General features: G+C 61.7%; 11 protein-coding genes. All 11 read left to right on the top strand.

Translation table 11 applies throughout. From position 1 onward, the window contains the following. Window positions 1-48 precede the first annotated feature (48 nt). The 11 genes from HNQ65_RS04825 to HNQ65_RS04775 all read left to right on the top strand — a co-directional run bounded on the left by HNQ65_RS04825 (window position 49) and on the right by HNQ65_RS04775 (window position 18,144). Window positions 49-837: a hypothetical protein gene (locus HNQ65_RS04825; RefSeq protein ID WP_184338335.1), complete on the top strand. Its 789-nt coding sequence runs from the start codon at window positions 49-51 to the stop codon at window positions 835-837. A gap of 232 nt (window positions 838-1,069) precedes the next feature. After that, the gene (locus HNQ65_RS04820) at window positions 1,070-1,606 is read left to right on the top strand and encodes an RrF2 family transcriptional regulator (protein ID WP_184338334.1); all 537 of its coding nucleotides are present in this window, start codon (window positions 1,070-1,072) and stop codon (window positions 1,604-1,606) included. Window positions 1,607-1,893: 287 nt separating this feature from the next. Next, window positions 1,894-2,076, top strand: a complete 183-nt coding sequence (locus HNQ65_RS04815; protein WP_184338333.1) for a YezD family protein — start codon at window positions 1,894-1,896, stop codon at window positions 2,074-2,076. A gap of 55 nt (window positions 2,077-2,131) precedes the next feature. Beyond that, complete coding sequence (cysK, locus tag HNQ65_RS04810; RefSeq protein ID WP_184338332.1) at window positions 2,132-3,094, top strand: cysteine synthase A; 963 nt, start codon at window positions 2,132-2,134, stop codon at window positions 3,092-3,094. A 14-nt stretch (window positions 3,095-3,108) separates the two neighbouring features. Continuing rightward, a complete protein-coding gene (locus HNQ65_RS04805) occupies window positions 3,109-3,885 on the top strand; it encodes a M14 family metallopeptidase (protein ID WP_184338331.1) in 777 nt (258 codons plus the stop codon). A 465-nt stretch (window positions 3,886-4,350) separates the two neighbouring features. Further along, window positions 4,351-10,116, top strand: coding sequence for a beta strand repeat-containing protein (locus HNQ65_RS04800; protein WP_184338330.1), 5,766 nt, complete (start codon window positions 4,351-4,353; stop codon window positions 10,114-10,116). Beyond that, window positions 10,113-14,528, top strand: a complete 4,416-nt coding sequence (gene vccA, locus HNQ65_RS04795) for a Verru_Chthon cassette protein A (protein WP_184338329.1) — start codon at window positions 10,113-10,115, stop codon at window positions 14,526-14,528. The genes HNQ65_RS04800 and vccA overlap by 4 nt, the downstream gene beginning before the upstream one ends. A gap of 35 nt (window positions 14,529-14,563) precedes the next feature. Next, window positions 14,564-15,058: a Verru_Chthon cassette protein B gene (gene vccB, locus HNQ65_RS04790; protein WP_184338328.1), complete on the top strand. Its 495-nt coding sequence runs from the start codon at window positions 14,564-14,566 to the stop codon at window positions 15,056-15,058. After that, complete coding sequence (vccC, locus tag HNQ65_RS04785) at window positions 15,055-16,155, top strand: Verru_Chthon cassette protein C (protein ID WP_184338327.1); 1,101 nt, start codon at window positions 15,055-15,057, stop codon at window positions 16,153-16,155. The genes vccB and vccC overlap by 4 nt, the downstream gene beginning before the upstream one ends. Before the next feature lie 12 nt (window positions 16,156-16,167). Further along, a complete protein-coding gene (gene vccD, locus HNQ65_RS04780) occupies window positions 16,168-16,779 on the top strand; it encodes a Verru_Chthon cassette protein D (RefSeq protein ID WP_184338326.1) in 612 nt (203 codons plus the stop codon). Between the two features lie 90 nt (window positions 16,780-16,869). Then, a complete protein-coding gene (locus HNQ65_RS04775) occupies window positions 16,870-18,144 on the top strand; it encodes a DUF1552 domain-containing protein (RefSeq protein WP_184338325.1) in 1,275 nt (424 codons plus the stop codon). Window positions 18,145-18,147: the final 3 nt, after the last annotated feature.

Raw genomic sequence — 18,147 nt, 5'->3', positions numbered from 1 at the left:
GCACAGCTCGTTGCCAAACCCATTGATGCCTTCCATAAGTAAGTGGTTTTGATATTTGAAAATGAGCTGTTGAAAGGTGATTTTTCATCGGGCATTCTTTTCCTTTGGGGTGGAAAAAGATGTTGCTTATGTTCCGTTGAAATGGGTACTGTTAATAAGGAACATGAGCCTAGCACAGTTGTCTCAAAAGCTTCGTCAAGCTCGCTTGGTGATGCGGCAGCATTCATCCGAGGAAGCTTATGCTCAAATGGATATCCTCATGGGGAAGTCGATGACTTTGACCGCTTCGAAAAAGAGTGGGAAGCGCTCATCCAATGGGCAAAAGAAAGCGGCTCGATTTTAGCCGCAAGCTCTGCTGACGATGCTCGTCCCGGTGGCAGAGAACACGATGTGAGATTTGACGACGGCACTGGATTATGGTGGAAGTATACCAAAATTAATTCGTCGGGATATACTGTCAGTTGGAAAGAAGATGCTACGCCCTACATGCACAATGCGAGTCCCCTTGAGTACTTCTCAAGAATGCAAAGACAGAACGAGCATTTTGGTGATGATGTGATTTTGGCAGGTTTGTGCAACGCTGCAGCGCACGATTGGAGGATTGTGACGACTCAACCTGGAGTGAGTGGGAAAAAAGCTACTCTCTTGGAGCTGAAGGAGGCTTTCGAATTGGCGGAGTTCGAGCTGCTTCCTTGGACAGGTATTGGCTATGAGAACTCTTTGTCTTTTCGCAAGGAAGGAATCGATGTGTGGGATATACATCCCGCCAACGTGTTGATTTCACCCATCGATGGGCTGCCGGTGCCGTTCGACGTTATGATTACAAACACCCCTTGATCCCGACAGTGATTCTGGGTGACTTTTTTCAGCTTAGGGCTGGCCTGCGATGGAGAAACACCCTGGCTGGTTCGAACCAATCAGCGGCCTGTTGTTTATGTGGTTCGATCACTCATTTAATTTCACGCAGCGGAGGTGGCTGTGCTGATTTGCTGCGTGGTTCGCGCAGGCGCTGCCTCATAATCCTACTTGCCCCGTGGGGCTTGGGGCTGCATACTCATGGGCACAAACCATGCGACTGACCAAACGAGGTGAATATGCACTGCGCACCCTGATCCGGCTGGGCATTGCCGAGCGCCAGCAGGAGGGGGTCATTTCTGTTTCCACCCTGGCGGAGCAGGAGCATCTGCCGTTCAAGTTTCTGGAGGCCATTCTCTTTGAGCTGCGCACCGCGGGTTATGTGGAAAGCCTGCGTGGCAAGTACGGCGGCACCCGGCTGGCCAAGCCGATGAAATCCATCAAGATGGGCGAGGTGGTGCGCCTGATCGACGGCAAGCTGGCCCCCATCGGCTGCGCCAGTGAGACGGAGTATGAAAAGTGCACCTGCCCGGACGAGACGCACTGCGGGCTGCGCATGCTCATGATCGATGTGCGCAATGCCATCGCCAATATTCTGGACCGCTACACTCTGGAAGACGTGGTGGAGGTGACACTGCGAAAACAGCAGCAGCATGCCGCAAAAAAGACGGCCAAGAAAAAAACCGGACGCGAAAAGCATGCGGACCCGGCCGATGGCTTCCTGGCCACGCTGCTGGATTCCGTGGCCTGAGCCGCAGGCGGTCCAGCACAGGACGGTGCGATCTTGAGGCTTGTCCGGCAGGAAGGCCCACCAGTTCCGCTTCAGCACCGGGGGGATTGAAAGCCCATGGCACCACGGAGTTCTCAGAGTGGCTGTGGTGTGGTTTCGGAGGATAAAACCCCTGTTGCATGGCGCGAAACTTTTTCTTATTCATACTTGCACAGTGTATATTTAAGAATAATACATCCGTTGTAACTGCTATTAGAGCCCGTTCACCGGCACGCCCATCCGCAACTCCCAGCTTCCTCCCGAAAGCCATGTCCCATCAGCCCGCAGAATCCGAAGCCGATTCCTGGATCGAGATCGTCAGACAAAAGGTGTCCGCACTGCGCTTCGGCTCGGTGCAGATCATCGTGCACGAGGGCCGCGTGACGCAGGTGGAGAGCACGGAGAAGACACGGCTCGCCGCAGACAGCACTCCTGCGCAGCTCAAGAGATAAACCTCCGCCTTTCCGCTCCACTTTTCCCATCATCCTCAACCCCGCCAGCACCACCATGTCCTACTACAACAGCATCGTTGAAACCATCGGCCGCACCCCGCTGATCAAGCTGAACCGGATCGCCGCAGGAGTGAACGCCACCATTGCCCTCAAAGGCGAATTCAAAGAGCCCCTGGGCAGCGTGAAGGACCGCATCGGGCGCGCCTTGATCGAGGACGCTGAGGCTGCCGGAGTGCTCACGCCGGGCACCACCATCATCGAGCCCACTTCGGGAAACACCGGCATCGCACTGGCCTTTGTAGCCGCCTCCAAAGGGTACAAGCTCATCCTTACCATGCCTGAGACCATGAGCCTGGAGCGCCGCACGCTGCTGGCCCTGCTGGGTGCCGAGCTGGTGCTGACTCCCGGCCCCAAGGGCATGAAGGGGGCCATCGAGCGTGCCAACGAACTGCATGCCGAGATCCCCAACTCCTGGATCCCGCAGCAGTTTGAAAATCCGTCCAATCCTGCCATCCATCGCAAGACCACCGCCGAGGAGATCTGGGCGGACACTGAAGGCAAGATCGACATCTTTGTGGCTGCCGTGGGGACCGGCGGGACCATCACCGGCGTGAGCGAGGTGATCAAGGAGCGCAAGCCCGCGCTGCAGTCCATCGCGGTGGAGCCCGCCGCATCGCCCGTCATCACCCAGACGCGTGCAGGCCAGCCGGTGGTGCCCGGCCCGCACAAGATCCAGGGCACTGGCGCTGGCTTTGTGCCGAAGAATCTCAATATCAGCATCCTCGACGACGTGATCACCGTCACCAATGAGGATGCCATCGCCACCGCTCAGCGCCTCGCCCGCGAGGAAGGCCTGCTGGTGGGCATTTCTACAGGAGCCAACGTCTGGGCCGCGCTGCAGGTGGCGGCGCGCCCCGAGAATGCGGGCAAGCTCATCGTCACCGTAGGATGTAGCACGGGTGAACGCTACCTCTCCACGGCACTCGCCGACGAAGCCCGCAGTAAAGTTGGATCCTAGAAACACACCGCACCATGTCAGCCCTTCCTTCACCCATTCTTCATACCGGGGACAGCATTCCCCGCCCCCTCATACGCCGCCGCCATTTCGTGCTGCGTGAAGACACGCCCGAGATCGAGCGCAGCACCTTCATCCCCAAGATCATCTCCAAGCCGGTGAGACCCGGTTTTGGATTCAAGTTTGCCATCTTCGCCGGCATTCATGGCGACGAAGAGGCAGGCACCCTGGCCGCCTTTGAGCTCATCCGCTGGGCCTCCGAGCAGCCGGTGGAACTGCATGACTACGAGCTGCACATCTACCCCGTGTGCAATCCCACGGGCCGCCGCTCCAACACGCGCCACTCCAGCAACGGGCTGGACCTCAACCGCCAGTTCTGGAGCGAGTCAGACGAGCCCGAGGTGCAGTATCTGGAGAGCGAACTGCGGCGTGAAAAGTATGACGGCATCATCTCGCTGCACTCGGACAGCGAGAGTGACGGCCTCTACGGCTTTGTCGGAGGCTCCTTCCTCAGCGAGCATCTGCTGGAGCCCGCCCTGCAGAGAGCCGCAGCGATCCTGCCGCGCAATGAATCGCATGTCATCGACGGCTTCCTTGCGGACCGTGGCATCATCCGTGAGGGCTACCTGGGCATGCTCACCTCTCCGCCCGAGCAGAGCCCCAAGCCGCTGGAGATCGTCTTTGAAACGCCCGCTCTGGCCCCCATGCCCCACCAGGTGGCAGCCACGGTCAGCGCGGTGAAGACCATCCTGGCACGCTACCGCCATCTGCAATCCTACGCGCCCAATCTCTGATCCTGCGCGCATAAGCCACCAGCAGCCATCTGGTGTTAAACAATCCGGCCCGGTGCGCCCAGAGTGTGCCGGGCCGGATTTTTTTTCATCGCTGAGAAGCGTGTGCGGTGAACAAGTTTTTTCTAAATCCTACTGGACAAAGATGATATTGGATTTAACCCATACAACACAGGTAGGATATTTAATCCCCGCACAGGGGAAAGGCAGAAGAAAAGCACCATGCTCCAGATGACACACAGTTCTCTTTGCCGGCTCTGCGCCATATCGCAGGCCGCGAGCTGTCGTGCCTGAGCCTATGCGTGAGCCCCGGCAGGGCAGCGCCTCCATCCCCTGAGCAGGGCAGCCTGAGATGGCTCCCGCTCCCCCAGAGACTGATCCGCACACAGGAAGGTCTGCCTCAAAAAAACACCGCGCGCACTTTCTCCCGAAAGACGGCGGAGGCCGCCCCAAGGCCACCCCCAGACCATGAATCCCCCCTCTCATCCATCCTCTTCATTCACACGTCCGGCCATTGGACGCGCACAGCATTCTTTACTGCTCTTTTCACTGCTCCTGCTGATGGTGGCCCAGGCTTCAGCCCAGACCAGCGGCACGTGGACCAACAGCACCGGCGGCATCTGGGGCACGACCAGCAACTGGTCCGGCGGCATCATCGCCAGCGGCACGGATGCCGTGGCCGATTTCAGCACCGTGGACATCACCGCCGCGCGTACGATCAATCTGGGGGCCAGCTTCACGGTGGGCACCTTGAAGATTGGCGACTCCGCTCCGTCGAACAACTGGACGCTGGCCAACGGCACCGGCGGCCCTTGGACGCTGACGCTGGCTACTTCCACCGGAGTGCCCTCCATCGTCGTCACCAGCAATGTGACCATCATATCGGCATCCCTGGCCGGCACACAGGGCGTCAGCATCAGCGGCCCTGGCTCACTGAGGCTCACCTCCACGACGAACACTCTCACGGGCGGCTTCCGCCTGCAGTCAGGCGCGGACCTCCAATTCGCCACAGGCTCTCTCGGCACCAATCTGGTGGATTTTCAGGGCTCATCCACGCTGACCTGGAACGGCACCAACACCCAGGACTTGTCCGCGCAGATCAAAATCGAAGACGGAGTCACGGCCACCATCGCTCCTGGAGCCAATAATGTGACCTTTGCCACCGCCATCCAAACAGGTGCGCTTGGTACTGGCGCGCTTACCAAGACCGGCGCGGGCATCCTCACCATCACCGCAGCCAATACCTACACCGGGCTGACAAAGATCAGCGTGGGCCGCGTGGTGCTCAGCGGCGGAGACAACCGCCTGGCTGTCACCGGCACCATCGGTCTGGGGCAGGGGGCCAACAACGGCGTGCTGCAGCTGGGAGATGCCAGTGCCGCGGTGAATCAGACCACCACCTCTCTCACGATCGCCGGTAGCGGCACCACCAATGCCGTGGTGGGCGGCAATGCAGCAGTGTCCACCCTCACCATCAACAACTCCGCCGCCGTCACTTACGCGGGGCTGCTCGGCGGCTCCGGCACGAATGAAAACAATCTCGCGCTGAGCAAGACCGGCTCCGCTGCGCTCACGCTCAGCAATACCGCCAGCACCTTCACCGGCGGTGTCATTCTCAATCAGGGCACGCTGAATTTTGTGAATGGTGCTCTCGGCAGCAGCGGCACCATTACCTTTGCCGCAACCTCCAGCTTGCAATGGGGCACCGCCACCACGGTGGATCTCTCCTCCAGAATCAAAATCGCCGACGGCATCGTGGCCACGGCGGACACCAATGGCAACAACGTCACCTTTGCCACGGCGCTGCAGACCGGCACGCTGGGCACCGGTGCGCTGACCAAAGGGGGCGCAGGGACTCTGACGATCACCGCCGTCAATACCTACACCGGCAATACGCGCATCAACAACGGCCGTCTCATCCTCACGGGCGGAGACAACCGCCTGTCCTCCGCCACGGCGCTGCAGTTTGGCAATGCGGCCAACAGCGGCGTGCTCCAGCTCGGAGACGCCAGCGGCGCCAGCAATCAGACAGTTACGGGGCTCTCGATCAGCGGAAACGCCAGCAGCTTGAGCAATGGCATCGTGGGCGGTGCCGCCAGCATTTCCACCCTGACGCTGAACAACGCCGCCGCTGTCACCTGGGCGCAGGCCCTCGGCGGTGCAGGCACGAATGAGAACAACCTCGCGCTGATCAAAACCGGTGCCGGCACGCTGACTCTCTCTGGCACTTCGAACACCTTTGCGGGCAATGTGACCATCTCCGGCGGCACGCTCATCATCAAAACCAGCAGCGCCCTGGGTACAGCCAGCAAGACGGTGACGATCAGCGGCACCACTGCAGCGCCCAGCCTCAGGCTGGATGGCAGTGCAGGGGATCTCAGCCTCGCTGCCAGTCTGAGCTTCATCACCAGCAATGACGACGCCACCACTCCCGCCATTGCCAGCACTGCAGGCAACAACGTCATTGCTGGCGGCATCACCGTTGCCAGCGGCGGCTTTGGCACCGGGCAGACACGCATCTCCGTCAGTGCAGGATCGCTCACGGTGAATGGCGGCATCAAGGCGGATGCCGCTGCGGGGTCCGCACGCACCGTGATTCTCGACGGCGCTGCCAGCGGCACGGTCAACGGGCTCATCGCGGACAATGGCGGCGTGAAGCTGGGCGTGACCAAAGCTGGCACGGGTACCTGGACGCTCTCCGCCGCCAATACCTACAGCGGAGACACCATCCTCAGCGCGGGCGTGCTGAATCTCACCACCGCGCAGACTGGTGGCGGAGTCCTCAGCGTTGCGGATGGGGCCACGCTCGGGCTTTCGCTGGCGGCGGCAGGCCAGACCCTGCAGGCCTCCAGCATCACCCTTGGCTCATCCACCGGAGCCGTCTTGTCCTTGAGCCTGGGCAGCTTCAGCAATCCCACCGCGCCAGTGCTCGGCACCACCACCTTCACCACCGGCGGCCTCAGCACCATCAACATCAGTGGCACGGGGCTGAGCGTGGGAGTGTTTGACCTCATCCGTTACAGCGGCAGCATCGGCGGCTCCGGCTTTGCCGGGCTGGCGCTGGGCAGCACTCCGGCGCGCGTGACGGCTGCTCTGGTGAACAACACCGCTCTTTCCACCCTGCAGCTCAACATCACCGCCTTTGATGTGCCCAAATGGACCGGGGCCACCAGCAGCGACTGGGACATCAATGACGGCGCAGATCCCACCACCGGCAGCGGCACGGTGAACTGGAAGGAAACGACCAGCGGCAATGCCACGCGCTACCTCCAGTTTGTCTCGGTGGTGGACAGCGTGCGCTTTGATGACACGGCCACAGGCTCCACCAATGTCAACCTCACCACAACCCTCACGCCAAACTCCATCACGGTCAGCAACAACACGCTGGCCTATACCTTCAGCGGCGTGGGCAGCCTCAGCGGCAGCACCTCCATTCTCAAGCAGGGCAGTGGATCGCTGACCATCATCAACAGCGGCTTCAATGACTTCACCGGCACCACCACCATCGCCGCAGGCAGCCTGATCCTCGGAGATGGAGCCACGGCAGGCGTGGGCACCTACGGCAGCGGGGCCATCATCGACAACGGCACGCTCATCTTCAACCGCCCCGAGGACTTCAGCTTTGCCAATGTCATCAGCGGCTCAGGCAGCATCATCAAGCAGGGCGGGGGACTGGTGCTGCTCTCGGGAAACAATGCGGGCTTTACCGGCGGCATCACCATCAGCGCAGGCACGCTCAAGCTGGGCGGTGCCAGCGCCCTGGGAGACACGACTGGCGGCACTCAGGTGGCGGCGGGCGCGGCGCTGGATGTCACAGGCTTCAGCGGCATTCTCGAAAACATCCAGCTCAATGGCGGCACGCTCAAGACCACCAGCGGCACCGCCAGCAGGATCGACTCCGCGCTCGCTCTCAGCGGCGGTGGCACGGTGGATGCAGCCAGCGCCGCCACGCTGACTCTCACCGGCGGCATCAGCGGCACAGGCGGTCTGGTCAAAACAAGTGCTGGCACCCTCATCCTCACCGCAGACAGCAGCTATACTGGCGGCACGACCATCAGCGGCGGCACCTTGCAGATCGGAGCCAGCAGCGGAACGGGCACCACCGGCAGCCTGGGGAGTGGAGACATCACTCTCAATCCCACCAGCGGCAGCGCCACGCTCACCATCCTGCGCGCTGACTCCACACTGAACATCAGCGGCGTCATCAGCAGCAGCGGTGCGGGCACCAATGCCATCGTCATCGGCTCCGGCGGCACCAGCGGCATCGTGACCTTCAGCGGGGTGAACACCTTCACAGGAAATGTCACCATCACCGGCGGCGCGTTGCGCATCACCAACAGCAGCGCCCTCGGCATCGGGCCAAAGACGGTCAGCATTGGAAATGCCTCACGCCCGGCACTGCTCATCGACGGAACCAGCAGCGCCATCACGCTGGACAGCAGCATCAGCTTTGCCATCAGCAGCGATGGCAGCGTGGTCAATACCGCCTCCAATCCCGGGGCCATCGTCAGCGTCGCAGGCAACAACGTCATCAATGGCGCCATCGCCTTGGTCAACGGCGGTGGTGGCAATGGCAAGATCGTCTCCCAGTCCGGCACCTTGACGATCAATGGCGGCATCGACTCCACCGGAGCCACGGGCGTGCGCACTCTGCTCATCGGCGGGGCAGGGAATGGCATCATCAATGGCGTGATTGCCGATGCCTCCTTTGTCACCAGCCTGACCAAGGACGGCTCAGGCACCTGGACGCTGAATGCCGCCAACACCTTCAGCGGTGCCGTGGCGGTCAGCGCAGGCACGCTGAAGGTCGGCACCTTGGCTGCCGCTGCCACTGCCCAGCCTCTGGGCACTGCCACGAGCGCGGTCACTCTCGGCACCGCCACCACCTCCGGCACGCTGGAGTACACCGGGCTGACAGACGCCACCCTCGCACGAGGCATCACCGTGGGTGGTGTGGGCGGCGGCATCATCAAAAACAGCGGTGGTGCCGTGCTGACGCTCAGCGGCACGCTCACACGCGCCTCACGTCCGCTCACCCTCACGGGCGGGGAGATTCACGTGACCGGCCAGATCGCCGGTGCCTCTGCGGCGCTCAATATTGACAACGCCACCGTCGTCTTTTCGCAGACGTCCAACAACTACGCGGGCACCACCAATGTCTATAACGGCGGCGTCTTGAAAAACGGAGCCAGCGGCGTGCTGCCAGATGCCACCACGCTCACGCTGGGAGATGCCACGAGCAACAGCGCCGGCACCTATGATCTCAATGGCTACAATGAAACCATCGGCGGCCTCAGCAGCGCCGGCACCGGAGCTGCGGTCATCACCAATGGGGCCGCCTCCGGCACCTCCACGCTCACTGTCAGCAGTGCCGGAGTCTTCAATGGAGTGATCCAGGACGGCGCTGCCGCGCAGACCGCGCTGGTCAAGACCGGCACGGGCACCACGCTGACGCTCGGTGGTGCCGTCACCTACACTGGCAAGACCACCCTCAGTGGTGGCACGCTGGCCCTTGCTGGCAGCGCCAGCATCAATGCTTCCTCATGGGTTCAGGTGGACTCCGGTGCCACGCTCGATGTCTCGGGCGTCGCCGGAGGGTATTCCCAGAATGGAAGCACCGGCGTGCGCGCCATCAGCGGCACCGGCACTGTGGTTGGCTCCCTCGGGGTGGGTGGCGCCGTGACTCTCAGTGCCGGTGCCAGCTCTGATCCCACCAGCATCGCCACGGCTGGCGATGGCCTGGGCACGCTGACGGTCAATGGCGACCTCACACTCCTTGGCGGTGCCAGCACCCTGCTGCCGCGCGCGCTCTTCCAGATCGGCGCCGCCACTGGCAATACCAGCGACCCCACCGTGCCGGCAAACGTGCTCGCCTTTGGCAGCACCGCCTCCCCTAGCGTGGACCTCATCAATGTCACCGGCACGCTGCACCTGCATGCTGGTGGCGTGCTGGACATCTCCCTCAAAAACTACACACCCGTCTATGGCGATGTCTTCAATCTCCTCGACTGGAGCACGCTGGATGCCGGCGATTTCAATGTCGCCACAGACCTCGGCCTTCCGGCGCTCAGTGATACCACGCTGAGCTGGGGCACGGACCTCTTCACCACCGCAGGCGTGCTCTACATCACCGCCGCTGTGCCCGAGCCCTCGCGGGCGCTGCTTGTCCTCCTCAGCCTCACCGCGCTGGGCCTCCGCCGCCGTCGTTCCCTTTCAACCTCCGTTCTGCCATGAAATACCACGCTGTTTCATTCTCCAAGAGCCGCCAGGGCATGGCCCTGGTGGTGGTCGTGCTCATGCTCGCACTCATGCTCACCTTCATGGTCGCGGTTTTCTCCGTGTCTGACGCCGAGCTCAAAGGAGCCAGCCGCTACGCCAGCGGCCAGCAGGCGCGGCAGCTCGGAGACCTGGCGGTGGATGTGGCCATCTCGCAGCTGCGCAAAGGCACCACGCCAGCCACAGGCACCCAGGGCCGCGAGGTGTGGACTTCACAGCCGGGCATGATCCGCCAGTATCAGGCCTCGGGGGACCTCCTTGCTGCTTACAAGCTCTACTCCAGCTCCCAGATGGTCGTGCCCGGTGGCAAGGACGTGGAGAAGAAGCTCATCTCCGACGCACCTCCCGCCAACTGGCTGGATCTCAAGGCACGCTACGTCGATCTCAACCGCCCCGTGCACCGTGTGGCGGCAGACGGCACCACCTCGCTGCAGTTTCCCATCATTGATCCGCGTGCCATGACGGGGGGCACAGACACCGTGGGCGGCTTCTCCTACACCAGCAAGCTGGCAGACGGCACCACACTCTCCGGCGTGCAGACTACCGGTGGCGATTCCCAGCGCCTGCCCATGCCGGTGGAGTGGCTCTACATGCTCCAAGATGGCACGCTGGGCACGCTGGATGCGGACAACAAGTTTGTCGGTCCTGTGCCCGCCACTGCGGCCAATCCCATCGTGGGCCGCATCGCCTTCTGGGGAGACGATGAATCCACCAAGGTCAACATCAACACCGCCTCCGAGCCCACCGCCTGGGCCGTGCCCACCTTCTTCCATGAGGAAGACGCCGGCTATGCACGCTACCAGCCTGCCAATGGCGAGCTGCAGCGCTACCCCGGCCATCCTGCCACCACAGCTCTCAGCCCCATCCTTTTCCCCGGCAAGACCCTCACCAAGGAGGACAAAGACATCATCTACGGCCTGACACCCAAAATCGGCGTGGGCGGCAGCAACAGCGCCACCGTGCCCTACTCAGACTCCAATATGGCCCAGGTGCAGCTGGCCCAGTACCGCAAGGAGCGGCTTTACGACAATCTGGACGAGTACCTCTTCCAGCAGGACCGCACCTTCAACAAATACTGGCAGGACAGCGTCGGCAATGACAGCAGCAGCAACATATCGTTGCAGCGCGCCAACAGCATGCTGCAGCGCAAAGGCTTCTTCCTCACCGCCCACAGCCGTGCCCCGGAGCTGAATCTGCACGGACTGCCCAAGATCGCGCTCTGGCCCATCCATTACAAAAGCGTGCTCCAGTCTGGTGCGGACTACAGCTACAGCACCGCCTATGACCAGCTCGTGGCCTTCTGCTCCACGCTGCGCCAGCAGGGCGGCAAATCGGGTGGCCTGCGCAGATACATCTTCCAGCGTAAAAATGCCGACTCCACACAGGACATCAGCGGCATCACGGAAAACAAGGATCTGCTGAACTATCTGTACAATCTTCTGCAAAATCCGATGCCCGGCTTTGCGGCCAGCCCGGCGCAAAACTATCAGACCAAATATGGCGATGACCTGCGGCAGATCCTTGTCGAGATCTTTGACTACGTCCGCTCCACGAATCTGTACGACGGCAACATCTCTCAAAGTCTTCCCGGTGGGAACGTTACACAAAACTACCTGCTGGGCTACGCCACCGGCTCCACGCGAAATTTCAGCTTCAAGACCTTCACCGACTTCCGGCAGTCCGGAGATGCCGCCGCCGACGATCCAGACGCTAGTCCAACAGGCACCAAGGAGATGCTCGGGAATCCCGGACACGGCCAGGTCACGCCATCACAGTGGAATGCAGGCAGCAGTGTGTTTCAGGGGATCGGTCGCATCCCCACCATCACTGAAGTGGGGCTGCATTTCATCTGCGCCGCCGACAACACAGACGACCCCGACAACCCCTACGCCGAGACGTTTTCCAAAACCAACGTCCCTCTGGGCAAGCCCGGCGGCCGCACGGCTCTGGCACTGCCAGCCCCGGAGGGAAATGCCTTGCAGGCGCGCTGGTTTTCCAACTTCCCGCCCGTGCCTGTCCCCAATCCTTTCTTTGGCGAAAAAGCCGACACCAAGACCTGGCCCAAGACGGGCGGCTTCCCTTACGGTCCAGATGCCAATCATCCTGGCTATCAGCCTGCCAACTGGAATTTCCAGCTCGACAAAAGCACCGCTCTGCTGCCCGGCTTCCGCCGCATCCAGGCCCGTGTGCTGATGGAGTTCTTTGTGCCGGGCGCGGGCTACACGCTCATCGAGCCCGAGATCACCGTCGTGGTTTCCGGTCTCAGCAAATTCCTCGTCAATGGCAAGCAGCTCTTCCCCAACGACAGCGAGAGATTCTACACCGGACGCCGCGCCACCAACAATGGCAGCCAGCTCACCGGTGGCTACGGCACAGGGCTCAAAGGACTGCTGCGCGGACGCGAGGCCATTTCCCGCCCTCCCATGCCTGCGGACAACAACTGGGGCAACACTGAATGGATTATCAAACCCGGCACAGGATCTGACACCAGCACCTGCGTGCTCAACTACAACCTGCTCAGCAACTTTCTGGACATCAATGTGGGGCGTGGCGGCCTGGTCCCCATGGACATTTCAAAGGCAGATCTGACCATCCAGATCTACAGTGGGCACATCGGTCGCCTTCCCGTCTCCGGAGATACCGCTGCTACTCTGGTGCAGACTCTCAAGCCCAGCTTTCCAGCCAATACCGTGGCAGCTCCCACACTGGTGCGTCAGTTTAACAAGAATGTGGCCGTCACTGCCGACATCATTGACGCTCCTGCCTGGTGGACTTTTTACAGCCGCGGAGCCCTGGGCTTCAGCCTGAATAAAAACCAGGTCAATGCGATCAAGAATGACACGCTGAACAACTATTACAGCACGCTTGCCAAAGTCAGCGCCAACCCCCAGCGCGGCCGCATCTTTCGCGACAACCAGGATGTGCGCACAGGCAATGCAAAAACAGGTTTCAAGGCTGCACGCGGCGCTTTTTTCTTCGGCTTTGATGCAGAGGATTCCTCCCAGCGCTTCTACGCCCCGGAGAAATCCGCCTCCCTGGCACAGGCGGAGATCAATGAAGGCAGTGACGTGGTGCAGACTGTCTTGATCAAGCATGGGGACTACCGCCTGACCTCCGCCATGAGCGTGGTGGACGCCAGCCAGTGGGCGCCACACCGCTTCTACGGGCAGCGCAGGCTGGCGCACAGCTTTTCCAGCTTCGTCTCCGACCAGCTCCCGGGCTACGACTACGGCACTACATCAGACTATTCAGGCCGTCTTGTTTCTGGCGCCGACTATCCCGCCAGTCGTATTCCAGACCTGCCCTATACCAGTGATGCCAGCATCTCAGCGCAGAAGTACGGCGACTTTGACAACGGCCCCGGCCCGGCACGCGATGGCCCCTACATCAACAAGCCCGACGAGGGCAACCGCAACATCATCCCCAACAACAACGGCGTTCCTTACTTCAGTGAAGCCGGTCAGCAAACCACGCTGGACAACACCCTCTTCTCCCCCAACCGCCTCATCTCATCTCCCGTCATGCTGGGCTCACTGCCCACCGGCGTGATTTCTGGCAAACCCTGGCGTACGTTGCATTTCCGCCCGCAGCAGAACCACCCCGGCGGCCCGGCCAGGCTCGGCGGCATCGACCCGCCAGACCACCTCCTGCTGGAGTACTTCTGGATGCCCGTCGTGGAGCCCTATGCCATCAGCGAGCCCTTCTCCACTGCAGGCAAGATCAACCTCAACTACCAAATCCTGCCATTTACTAACATCCGACGTGCCAGCGGCCTGCACGCGCTCTTTGCCAGCGAGCGCATCCCTGCCGTCCCCACCAGCGATGCCGCCAGCTACAAGGTCTTTCCCAAATCCGGAGACCCGAGCACCTTCTGGTCCAGCGCCGATGGCAAGAAGTGGTATTACAAGATCGACCCCGAAAAGACGCTCGCCCAGTTTGAGTCCCGCTTCAAAACAGGGTCCGCCTTCCTCAGCCCCAGCGAGATCTGCGACATCCACCTCGTCCCCGACCAGGAAGTCAGTGACTGGACAGAGATGGAAACCTTCTGGAGCAAACGCCGCCTGACTGGAGACAACACCCGCGAGCGCCCCTATTCCCGCATCTACCCGCGCCTCACCACACGCTCAAACACCTACCGCGTGCACTACATCGCCCAGGTCATTCGCAAAGCGCGCTCCTCTCCGTCTGATGTCGTCACTCCAGCCGATAAATTTGAGAGCGAGCACCGGGGCTCCGCCGTGGTGGAGCGCTACCTCGACCCCGCGCAGGCAGACCTGCCGGACTTCACCACCGCCACCACCGGCTCAGACCTGAGCCTCGATAACTACTACCAGTTCCGCGTCATCGAAAAGCGCAAGTTTGGCAACTGATCCCTCCCCCACATTCATCCCCCCAAAAACATCCCATGAAAACCCCCAGCACCTCCCCACGCCTTGTTCCATCGCAGGGTTTCTCCCTGCCTGAAGTCACGCTCGCGCTCGGTATCGCTGCGTTCGGCATCACCACACTTCTAGGCCTGTTGCCGCATGGCCTGAACAACATCCGCAAGGCCGGAGACGTGGCCACTTCCAGCCGCATCACCCAGCAGATTCTCGGCAGGCTCGATCAATCCCAGGCCACCACCGTCAATGCGAAGCAGCGCTTCTACTTCAATGCCTATGCCATGCCGGTGGACCCCGCTGGCCGGAAGAAAGATGACATCGCCTACGTCGCTGAAGTGGCTCCCCTCGTGAGCGATCTGCGCCTGCCCGGCGTCAAAGACAGCAGTCAGAACGACGCCTTTCTCCGCAGGGTGACGGTGAAGCTCAAGCAGACACCGGCTGCCGACTACGTCTTTGATGACGCCAATCCCTCCAGCTACAAGCTGGTCTCCTACGTGGTGGCCAAAACCGGCAAATGAAAACGCGCCCTCATTCACGCAGAGGTGGCCGGGCCTTCACCCTGGTGGAGCTGCTGCTGGCCACCGTGCTGCTTTCCATGCTGCTGCTCGTCATGGTCGGCACCGTGGACACCGTGCGGCGCAGCACCACCACTGCCCGTGGCAAGACTCAGCAGTACCGCGAGGCGCGGCTGGCGTTTGATCTCATCACCAGCAGCCTCTCACGCGCCACGCTGAACACCTACTGGGACTACTACTACACCGACACCGCCTCCAACGCCGCCCCCACCAGCAGCGTCAAGCCGCCCAGCGCCTACGTGCGCCAGTCTGAGCTGCAGTTTCAGAGCGGCAAGGCCACCACGCTGATAGGAAAGAACGCCACACCAGCGACAAATCCAGGGCACGCCTTGTTCTTCCAGGCACCTCTCGGCCTCACCCAGGATCAGCGCACCCAGGGCAGTCTGCTGAACTCGCGTGGCTTTGCCATTCAATATGGAGATGATGCTGCCAACCGGCCCCCATTTCTCGCCGACTACTCCATCCCCCGGCGCTCACGCTACCGCCTCATCGAATACCGGCCGCCTGCTGAAAAGACCACCGATTCTCTCGGCAATCCCATCTACACCCATCCAGCCGACTGGTTCCGCCAGGACCTCGACAAGTCAGCGCGTGTCGTGGCTGAAAACATCATCCTCCTGGTCCTCTCACCGCAGGTGTCTGCAGACTCCGCCCGCGCCGCCGGAAAGCCTGCGCACTGGATCGCGCCCGGTTACACCTACAATTCGCTCGATCTGAACAATGCTACTCCGGACGTGGAGAATGTCACCGTCTCCAAAAGTGGAGAGGTGGTGCAGGGCACCCAGCATCTGCTGCCTCCCGTGGTCGTCGTCACTATGATCGCGCTGGATGAAGTCTCCGCCACGCGCTGGGCTGCGAGCTCGGGGGACAAGCCGGTCGATTTTCTCAATCAGGCCGGAGCCTCCTTTACCGATGCCGCCTCCTTTTCCACCGATCTCGACGCTGTGGAGGCATGGCTGAGAGCGCAGAAGCTGAATTTCGAAACCTTCACCGCCACCGTCATTTTGCGCAATGCCCGGTGGGACTCCCGCACCTTTTAATCTCCGCCGCCTATGCACACACGCCGCCACACCGCCGCCTTTACCCTCGTGGAGCTTCTCGTCGTTCTGGTCATCCTCGCCATCATCGTCGCTGTTTCCGCACCTTACATCTCGGGCATCGTCACCGCCTCACGCCTGCGCACGGCTTCAGATGCCGTTTACGCACGGCTGCTGGAGGCCCAGTCTCTGGCCACTCTTTTCAATGCAGACACCGAGCTGCGCATTTATGAGGCGGTGGATCTCATTGAGCCAGACAGCCCTCCCACACTGCGCAAGCTGCGGATCTTCACCGTCACTTCTCCGCAGGATGGTGCCGCCAGCGCCGCCGAGGTCTTTGAGCCCGCCGGTGCAGTGACCACGCTCGAAGACGGCATGGTGATCAGCAATGAGCGCACCTTGTCCTCCATCCTCGACCTCGGCTACCAGACTCATGGCAGCGACATCTATGGGCGCTACATCGCCCTGCGCTTCCATCCAGACGGCAGCACCCAGCTTCAAAATGGGAAGCCGTGGTTTCTCACGATCCAGGAAAACAAAGCCGTGCCGCCGGGGCAGAAGCTCAAAAACTTTATCACCGTGCAGATCGATCCCGCCTCCGGCAGCCTGCGCACCTTCCAGCCCTGAGGCGGTGCGTTCGCACTCCTCTGCATGCCATCCTGCATGCAGAGCAAAATGCGTTGAGAATTTCGCGGCAAAAGCGGCGTTTCCCTCGGCATGCAAAAACGCCGCCATTTTCTCCGCAGCACTGGAACACTCATCGCCCTGCCGGCGCTGGAGTCGCTCGGGTTTCGGGCCTTTGCGGCACCCAGGACCAGCACGCCGCCCAAGCGGATGGTGTTTCTCGGCTTTGGCTGGGGCGTGACGAATGAGACGTGGTTCCCCGATGTGAAGCAGACGGGCGCTGACTGGCAGCTCTCTCCCGGCCTGCAGCCGCTGGCACGCCACCAGAAGGACATCACCGTGGTGCAGGGCTGCTCCAACAAATTCAGCAATGAGGCACACTGGGGCAGCACCTTCTGGCTCACCGGGGCCAACCGCTATGCCGAGCCGGGGCAGAGCTTTCACAACAGCGTGAGCGCCGACCAGGTGGCCGCCGCACATCTGGGCGCGGACACACGCTTTGCCTCCATCCAGCTCAACTCCGCCGATGTGCCCAATTCCGGCCACGGCCCGGGGCTCTCGCTGGCGTGGGACATGCGTGGCAAGCCCCTCTCCGGGCTGGAGACGCCCGTGGCCGCCTTTCACCGCCTGTTTTCGGATGACACCACGCCGCTGAGCGAGCGCCAGGCCCAGCTGGCGCAGCAGCGCAGCGTGCTGGATGCCGTGCTGGACGATGCCAAGAGCGTGCAGAAGGGCCTGACCAAGACCGACACCGACAAGCTGGACGAGTACTTCCAAAGCATCCGTGACATCGAGGTGCGCCTGGGCAAAGACGAGCAGTGGCTCAGCGTGCCGAAGTCCAAGGCGCAGATCGCCGAGCCCAAGCCCGGGCTCGCGGGAAAGGAGGAGATCGAGATGATGTACGCGCTCATCGTGGCCGCGCTGCAGACGGACACCACGCGCGTGCTCACCTATCGCCAGCCAGTGGGTGCGCTGCTGCAGAGCCTGGGGCTCAAGGTGGCGCCGCACGACATGAGCCACTACACCACCGGCCCGCGCATGGAGGCCTCCCAAAAGCGCGATACCACGCAGAGCCAGCTTCTGGCAGGACTGATCGACAAGCTTAAAGCGGTGAAGGAAACCGACGGCAGCAGCCTCTTTGACCACACCTGCCTCGCCTACGGCAGCAACATCCGCTCCGTGCATTTCTTGGACAACTGCCCCACCGTCCTCACCGGCGGCGGCGCAGGCATCAAGCTCGGCCAGCACCTCGTCCTCTCCAAAGACACTCCGCTGGCCAACGTGTGGCTCACCCTCCTCCAAGGCATCGGCACCCAAGCCGAGCGGCATGGAGACAGCACGGGACCCATCTCCCAGCTCATGGCGTGAGGT

It is taken from the genome of Prosthecobacter vanneervenii (assembly GCF_014203095.1).
Taxonomy (GTDB): domain Bacteria; phylum Verrucomicrobiota; class Verrucomicrobiia; order Verrucomicrobiales; family Verrucomicrobiaceae; genus Prosthecobacter; species Prosthecobacter vanneervenii.
The sequence above is the reverse complement of the archived record's forward strand: the minus strand, read 5'-3'. Positions and strand labels throughout refer to the sequence as shown.

Coding starts and splice junctions, on each gene's coding strand:
- vccA (WP_184338329.1), top strand. CDS start 10,113: ATGAAATACCACGCTGTTTCATTCTCCAAGAGCCGCCAGGGCATGGCC.
- cysK (WP_184338332.1), top strand. CDS start 2,132: ATGTCCTACTACAACAGCATCGTTGAAACCATCGGCCGCACCCCGCTG.
- vccD (WP_184338326.1), top strand. CDS start 16,168: ATGCACACACGCCGCCACACCGCCGCCTTTACCCTCGTGGAGCTTCTC.
- HNQ65_RS04815 (WP_184338333.1), top strand. CDS start 1,894: ATGTCCCATCAGCCCGCAGAATCCGAAGCCGATTCCTGGATCGAGATC.
- HNQ65_RS04800 (WP_184338330.1), top strand. CDS start 4,351: ATGAATCCCCCCTCTCATCCATCCTCTTCATTCACACGTCCGGCCATT.
- vccB (WP_184338328.1), top strand. CDS start 14,564: ATGAAAACCCCCAGCACCTCCCCACGCCTTGTTCCATCGCAGGGTTTC.
- HNQ65_RS04820 (WP_184338334.1), top strand. CDS start 1,070: ATGCGACTGACCAAACGAGGTGAATATGCACTGCGCACCCTGATCCGG.
- vccC (WP_184338327.1), top strand. CDS start 15,055: ATGAAAACGCGCCCTCATTCACGCAGAGGTGGCCGGGCCTTCACCCTG.
- HNQ65_RS04805 (WP_184338331.1), top strand. CDS start 3,109: ATGTCAGCCCTTCCTTCACCCATTCTTCATACCGGGGACAGCATTCCC.
- HNQ65_RS04775 (WP_184338325.1), top strand. CDS start 16,870: ATGCAAAAACGCCGCCATTTTCTCCGCAGCACTGGAACACTCATCGCC.